The sequence below is a fragment of the Amycolatopsis pittospori genome (assembly GCF_013870525.1).
Lineage (GTDB): Bacteria > Actinomycetota > Actinomycetes > Mycobacteriales > Pseudonocardiaceae > Amycolatopsis > Amycolatopsis pittospori.
On the sequence record NZ_JACBXD010000041.1, the window covers coordinates 64,436 to 71,098 of the forward strand.

6 protein-coding genes are annotated in these 6,663 nt (G+C 66.5%); 4 read left to right on the plus strand and 2 right to left on the minus strand.

Translation table 11 applies throughout. From position 1 onward, the window contains the following. Positions 1-93 precede the first annotated feature (93 nt). The 4 genes from pstS (at position 94) to pstB (ending at position 4,034) form a co-directional block, all read left to right on the plus strand. A complete protein-coding gene (gene pstS / locus H5J31_RS22830; protein ID WP_181774675.1) occupies positions 94-1,221 on the plus strand; it encodes a phosphate ABC transporter substrate-binding protein PstS in 1,128 nt (375 codons plus the stop codon). Between the two features lie 188 nt (positions 1,222-1,409). Further along, entirely contained in the window at positions 1,410-2,327 is a 918-nt protein-coding gene (pstC, locus tag H5J31_RS22835; protein WP_181774680.1) for a phosphate ABC transporter permease subunit PstC, read from the plus strand. A gap of 2 nt (positions 2,328-2,329) precedes the next feature. Beyond that, entirely contained in the window at positions 2,330-3,247 is a 918-nt protein-coding gene (gene pstA, locus H5J31_RS22840; RefSeq protein ID WP_181774676.1) for a phosphate ABC transporter permease PstA, read from the plus strand. A 10-nt stretch (positions 3,248-3,257) separates the two neighbouring features. Continuing rightward, the gene (gene pstB / locus H5J31_RS22845) at positions 3,258-4,034 is read left to right on the plus strand and encodes a phosphate ABC transporter ATP-binding protein PstB (RefSeq protein WP_005152681.1); all 777 of its coding nucleotides are present in this window, start codon (positions 3,258-3,260) and stop codon (positions 4,032-4,034) included. Positions 4,035-4,472: 438 nt separating this feature from the next. Here pstB and phoU read toward each other — a convergent pair whose 3' ends face one another. After that, positions 4,473-5,138: a phosphate signaling complex protein PhoU gene (gene phoU / locus H5J31_RS22850; RefSeq protein WP_181774677.1), complete on the minus strand. Its 666-nt coding sequence runs from the start codon at positions 5,136-5,138 to the stop codon at positions 4,473-4,475. A 92-nt stretch (positions 5,139-5,230) separates the two neighbouring features. Next, positions 5,231-6,663 (minus strand): LCP family protein (locus tag H5J31_RS22855; RefSeq protein WP_236005333.1); only part of this gene is annotated, 1,433 nt, incomplete at its 5' end.

Genomic DNA, 6,663 nt, shown 5'->3' on the forward strand with positions numbered 1-6,663 from the left:
CCACCTGTCCACTGTCAGTGCTTAGTGTCCGGATCCGGCAGGAACGTTCCCGTTCCACCGATCCGGCGAAAGTCTCCCAGTGGAGGAAATGCAGTGAAGATCATGCGGCCCGCGGGCGCGATCGGCATCGTGGCTAGCGCCGCCCTCGTGCTCGGCGCCTGTGGATCCGACCCGGCGGCGACCAAGCCCCAGAGCTCGGGTGCCGCGTCCGCGCCCAGCGGCACGGCCAACGTCGAATGCGGTGGCAAGAACCCGCTTTCGGCCGAGGGGTCTTCCGCGCAGAAGACCGCGATCGACATCTTCGTGCAGCAGTACGCCGCCAAGTGCTCCGGCCAGAAGGTGAACTACAACCCGAGCGGTTCCGGCGCCGGCATCAAGCAGTTCAACGCGAACCAGGTCGACTTCGCCGGTTCGGACTCGCCCCTCAAGGACGGCGAGGAGGCCGAGAAGGCCAAGGCCCGCTGCGCCTCCGACGCGTGGAACCTGCCGCTCGTCATCGGCCCGGTCGCGGTCGCCTATAAGGTCTCCGGGGTCGACAAGCTGACCCTGACCCCCGAGGTCACCGCCAAGATCTTCAACGGCGGCATCACCAAGTGGAACGACGCGGCCATCAAGTCGGTCAAGGGCAACGAGAGCGTCAACCTGCCGGACAAGCCGATCCAGGTCATCTCCCGCACCGACGAGTCGGGCACCACCGACAACTTCCAGAAGTACCTGAAGGCGGCTTCGAAGGGCGCCTGGACCCAGGGCGACGGCAAGAAGTTCAACGGTGGCGTCGGTAACGGTGCCGAGAAGTCCAACGGTGTGGCCAGTGCGGTCAAGGCCACCGACGGCGCCATCACCTACGTCGAGTCCGCGTTCGCGAAGGACGGCCTCAACGCCGCCCTGATCGACAGCGGCTCCGGCGGTGTCGAGCTGACCGCGGCGAACGTCGCCAAGGCCCTCGACGCGGCGAAGTTCAAGAAGGAAGGCACCAACGACCTCGCGCTGGACCTGAACGCGATCTACTCCAGCAACGTCGCGGGTTCCTACCCGGTCATCCTCGCCACCTACGAGATCGTCTGCTCGAAGTACGCCGACGCCGAGGTCGCCAAGGCCGTCAAGGCCTTCCTGACCGTCGCCGCCACCGACGGCCAGAAGCCGCTCTCGGACAAGGGCTACGTGCCGATCCCGCAGAGCCTGCAGGACAAGGTCCTGACCGCCGTCAAGGCCGTCGCCTGATCCTGCAGAGACAGGCTGGACAGAAGTAGTCGATGAGCGATTCATCTTCGACCCGAACGCCCACCGGCGACCCCGGTGGGCGTTCTGGTGTCCGCGAGACCTTCACGGAGGACCCGATTTCGGAGCAACCTGCCGCGTCACCGCCCGAGAAGTCCTCGGTGCAACTCGCGAGCCCCAATTCCCGGACGGTGCGACCCGGTGACCGCATCTTCCAGTTCCTGACCACCGGAGCCGGCGTCTTCGTCGTCTCGCTGATCGGCCTCATCGGGCTGTTCCTGCTGGTGCAGGCCATCCCGGCGCTCCAGGCCGACAATGTGAACTTCCTGACCAGCCAGGTCTGGCAGACCGATCCGAGCGACATGAAGTTCGGCATCATGGGCCTGCTGCTGGTCACGATCTACTCGGCGCTGCTGGCGCTGATCATCGCGATGCCGATCTCGCTCGGGATCGCCCTCTTCCTCACCCAATACGCGCCGAAGCGGCTGGCGAAGCCCTTCGCCTACGTGATCGACCTGCTCGCCGCGGTCCCCTCGATCATCTACGGCCTGTGGGGCCTGATGGTCTTCGCGCCGACGATCGAGCCCTTCTCCCAATGGGTCAACGACACCTTCTCGTGGATCCCGGTCTTCGGGGCGGGCAACGTCTCGCCGGACCTGCGCGGCACCATCTTCACCGCGGGCATCGTGCTCGCCGTGATGATCCTGCCGATCATCACCTCGCTGTCCCGCGAGGTGTTCGAGCGGACCCCGACCCCGCATATCGAAGGCGCGCTGGCGCTCGGCGCCACCCGCTGGGAGGTCATCCGCACCACGGTGCTGCCGTTCGGCAAGGCCGGGTACATCGGTGCCTCGATGCTCGGCCTCGGCCGTGCGCTCGGTGAGACGATCGCGCTCGCGATCATCCTGACCGGCGCGGTGGGCCGCGAGTTCACCTGGAGCGTCTTCGACGGCGGCGCGACGTTCGCCTCGAAGATCGCCGCGGACTACGCGGAACTCAACAACGAGATCTCGGCGGGCGCGTACATCGCGGCCGGCCTGGTCCTGTTCCTGCTGACGTTCGTCGTCAACTTCGCCGCGCGATCCATCATCGCCAAGAAGGGGGACTGAGCATGTCCACCACGCTCGAAAAGACCCCCGCCATCACCCCGGCCTTCCAACAGGTCAGCCTGGCGCGGAAGACCAAGAACGGGCTCGCGACGGTCCTGATCTGGCTGTCGTTCCTGATCGCCGTCGTGCCGCTGGTGTGGCTGCTCGCGACGGTGGTCATCAACGGCGTCAAGCGGATCCCGTACAGCAACTGGTGGACCGAGGACTTCGGCTCGGTGCTGTCGGACGAGGTCGGCGGCGGCGTGGTGCACGCCGTCATCGGTTCGGTGCTGCAGGGCCTGGTCTGCGCGATCATCGCGGTCCCGATCGGCATGCTGGTCGCGATCTACCTGGTCGAATACGGCCGCGGCAAACTCGCGAAGATCACGACGTTCATGGTGGACATCCTTTCCGGTGTCCCGTCGATCGTCGCGGCGCTGTTCATCTACGCGCTGTGGATCACCACCCTCGGCCTGCCGCGCAGCGGTTTCGCGGTGTCGCTGGCCTTGGTACTGCTGATGATCCCGGTGGTCGTGCGTTCGTCGGAGGAGATGCTGCGGATCGTCCCGGACGACCTGCGCGAAGCCTCCTACGCGCTCGGCGTCCCGAAGTGGAAGACGATCATGAAGATCGTCCTGCCCACCGCGTTGTCCGGCATCATCGGCGGCATCATGATGGCGCTCGCCCGGGTCATGGGCGAGACCGCGCCGCTGCTGGTGCTCGTGGGTTACTCCGCCTACGTGAACTGGGACATCTTCGGTGGCGAGCAGGCCGCTCTGCCGCTTCTGATGAACAACGAACGGGTCAGCAACCCGTTCGACGAAGGGACCGTCGCGTTCGACCGGATCTGGGGTGCCGCGCTCACCCTGGTGCTGATCATCGCGATCGTGAACCTCCTCGCCATGCTCTTTGCCCGTCTTGTCGCCCCGAAGAAGAAGTGAGCTGTTTGAGATGGCCAAACGAATCGACGTCAAGGACGTGGACATCTACTACGGCAAGTTCCACGCCGTGGACGGCGTCACCCTCTCGGTGCCGCCGCGGAACGTCACCGCCTTCATCGGCCCGTCGGGCTGCGGCAAGTCGACGGTGCTGCGCACGCTGAACCGCATGCACGAGGTCATCCCCGGCGCCCGCGTCGAGGGAGAGGTGCTGCTCGACGGTGAGGACATCTACGGCGCCGGGGTCGACCCGGTGCAGGTCCGCCGCACCATCGGCATGGTGTTCCAGCGGCCCAACCCGTTCCCGACGATGTCCATCCGGGACAACGTCGTGGCCGGCCTCCGCCTCGGCGGCACCAAGGGCAAGAAGGAACTCGACGAGGTCGCCGAGCGCGCCCTGCGCGGCGCGAACCTCTGGAACGAGGTCAAGGACCGGCTGAACAAGCCGGGCGGCGGCCTCTCCGGTGGTCAGCAGCAGCGGCTCTGCATCGCGCGGGCGATCGCCGTGCGGCCGGACGTGCTGCTGATGGACGAGCCGTGCTCCGCGCTCGACCCGATCTCGACGCTCGCCATCGAGGACCTGATCGGTGAGCTGAAGAAGGAGTACACGATCGTCATCGTGACTCACAACATGCAGCAGGCGGCGCGGGTTTCGGACCAGACCGCGTTCTTCAACCTGGCGGGCGTCGGCCAGCCGGGTCGCCTGGTGGAGCTCAACGACACCGAGAAGATCTTCTCGAACCCGGACGAGAAGGCGACCGAGGACTACATCTCGGGCCGCTTCGGCTGAGCACTATTCGCGCGTGAAGGCCCCCTTCCCTCGGTTCGGCCGAGGAAAGGGGGCCTTCACGTACTTCAGGTACTGACGCATTTAGTTGCGGGGCAAGGCAAAGGTGGCGTGGTCGGCTTCGGTTGCGTCCGGCCGCGTGGCGTTCACCGGGCGCGGGGGCGTAACTCGTGTGCTCAGAGACGTGACTCGCGTGCTCGGGGCCGGATCTCGTGTGCTCGGAGACGTGACTCGCGTGCTTGGTCACCGCACTTGGGGTTTACGGCTCCGAGCACGCGAGATCCGTCTTCCGGCACGCGAGATCCGTCTTCGAGCACGCGAGTGCGCCGTGCAGGTCACCGTCTCGCCCTGGCACGACACGTTGCCTTGCCATGCGTTTAGTCCTCTGAATGCGGTACTTGCGCGTGCAACTACCGCATCCAGAGGACTGAATGCGAGGTGTCAGGAAAGTTCGTCGGGGCCGTAACCGGGCATCTTGCCGGTGACCACGAAGATCATCCGCCGCGCGACGGACACGGCGTGGTCGGCGAAGCGCTCGTAGAAGCGGCCCAGCAGGGTGACGTCCACGGCCGCGGCGACGCCGTGGTCCCACTCCCGGTCCATGATGACCGTGAACAGGTGCTTGTGGATCTCGTCGACCTCGTCGTCGTCCGACTCGATGGTGCGAGCCGCCTCGACGTCCTTCGACTTGATGACCTGCTCGGCCTGCCGGGCGAGCTTGACGGCGACCTCGCCCATCTTGGCGAAGTCACCCCGCACGCCCTCGGGCAGCACGGGCTCCGGGTGACGGCGCCGCGCGGCCTTCGCCACGTGCAGCGCCAGATCGCCCATCCGCTCCAGGCTTTCCGCCGCGTGGATCGCGGCGAGGACGGTCCGCAGGTCGGTCGCGACGGGCGCCTGCAGGGCCAGCAGGGCGTACGCCTGCTCCTCGCATTCGGCGCGCGCGTCGTCGACCTTCGCGTCGTCGCTGATGACCTGCTCGGCGAGTCCGAGATCGACCTCGAGCAACGCCCGGGTCGCCCGCTCCATCGCGTCGGCGACCTGGAGCGACATGCTCGCTAGGTTCTCGGCGAGCTGTTCGAGTTCGACATGGTAAGCCTCACGCATGGCCCAACCCTACGGGGAACAGGGACCAAAAGCCGCATCCCAGAGTGAACCTGACGTGAACCCGGACTAACGAATGATCCCTGCGCGGATCATCAGCCTGAGCTGCTGCTCTTCTTGCCGCCGCCGGCCTTGGCGGAGCTCGTCGGAGCGGACGCGGTGCTGCTCGGAGGGGGTTCCGGGGCCTTCTCTTCCAAGGGGGTGTTGTTGATCAGGGCGTCGAAGACGGCCTTCGACTTGCTCTGCAACAGCACCTCGTTGCCGCGGTTGTTCGCCTCGCCGGTGGTGGGCACTGTGAGGAACTTGACGCTGCCCGAGTCCATCCCGCGCATCGACTTCGCCAGCGTCATCATCTGCTTGAGGCCGAGGTTCTCCCCGAAGGTGGCCTTGGCGAAAGCGTCGATGAAGCCGCTCAGCTTGCCGGTGTCCAGGATGACGTCCTTGGACATCACCGTCTTCAGCAGCGCGCCGAGGAAGGCCTGCTGCCGTTTGATCCGGCCGTAGTCCGACGTCGGGTCGCCCTTGACGTGCCGCGCCCGTACGTAGTTCAGCGCCTGGTCGCCGGAGATCCGCACCTCACCGGCCTGCGGGATGATCATGCCGAGGGTGCCGTCGTCGACGGGCTTCTCGTTGTAGACGGTGACGCCCTGCACGGCGTCGACCATGGATTTGAAACCGTTGAAGTCGATGCCGACGAAGTGGTTCATCTTCATACCGGTGATCTGCTGGATCACCTTCGTGACGCACTGCGGGCCGCCGACCGCGTAGGCCGTGTTCAGCTTCGCGATCTTCTGCGCGGGCGAGGTCTCTTCGGAGTACGACGACGTCGCCGGGTCCCAGCGCTTGCATTCGGGGCGGTTGATCTCGAGGTCTCGCGGGAAGGACACCATGACGACGCGCTGCCGGTCCGCCGGGACGTGCGCGATCATCACCGTGTCCGAGCGGGCACCCGGAGTGCCGTCCGTGTCTCCGACACCGTCTTCGGCGGCCGCACCGTCGCGGGTGTCGGAACCGACCATCAGGAAGTTCTCGTCACCGGTCTGGCCGGCGGCGTCCTGGATGTCGGCGGAGTCTTCGTCGAGCGAGGCGACGTTGTTGAACTTCGCGTCGAACCAGGTCTGCGCGCCCCACGCGGTACCGAGGGAGAGGAACACCAGCGCGGCGACGACGATCGCGGAGATCCGGCCGAACTTGAGCGCCTGCTTGGTCTTGCGTTCCTTCTTCTCCTGCAGACGGGTCTGCTCGGGCGCCTCGGCCGGAGCCGCGGCGCCGGGCGCTTCGGAGTCGGTCGTGACCACTCGCTGCAACGCCGTGCGGGTCTGCTCCAGCAGTGCGGCCGGACGGGAAGCGAGCCGTTCCCGGCGCTCGCGCTTCTTGGCCTCTTCGGCCTCGAGTTCGTCGTGCGCGGCGGAGAACCGGGCGAGCGTGTGGTCGATCTTGCGCTTGGTGATCGTCGCTTCGTCGATCGCCTCGAGCTCGTCGGTCATCGTGAGCCGGTCCATCTCGGACCGCGGCGGGACGGCGCCGG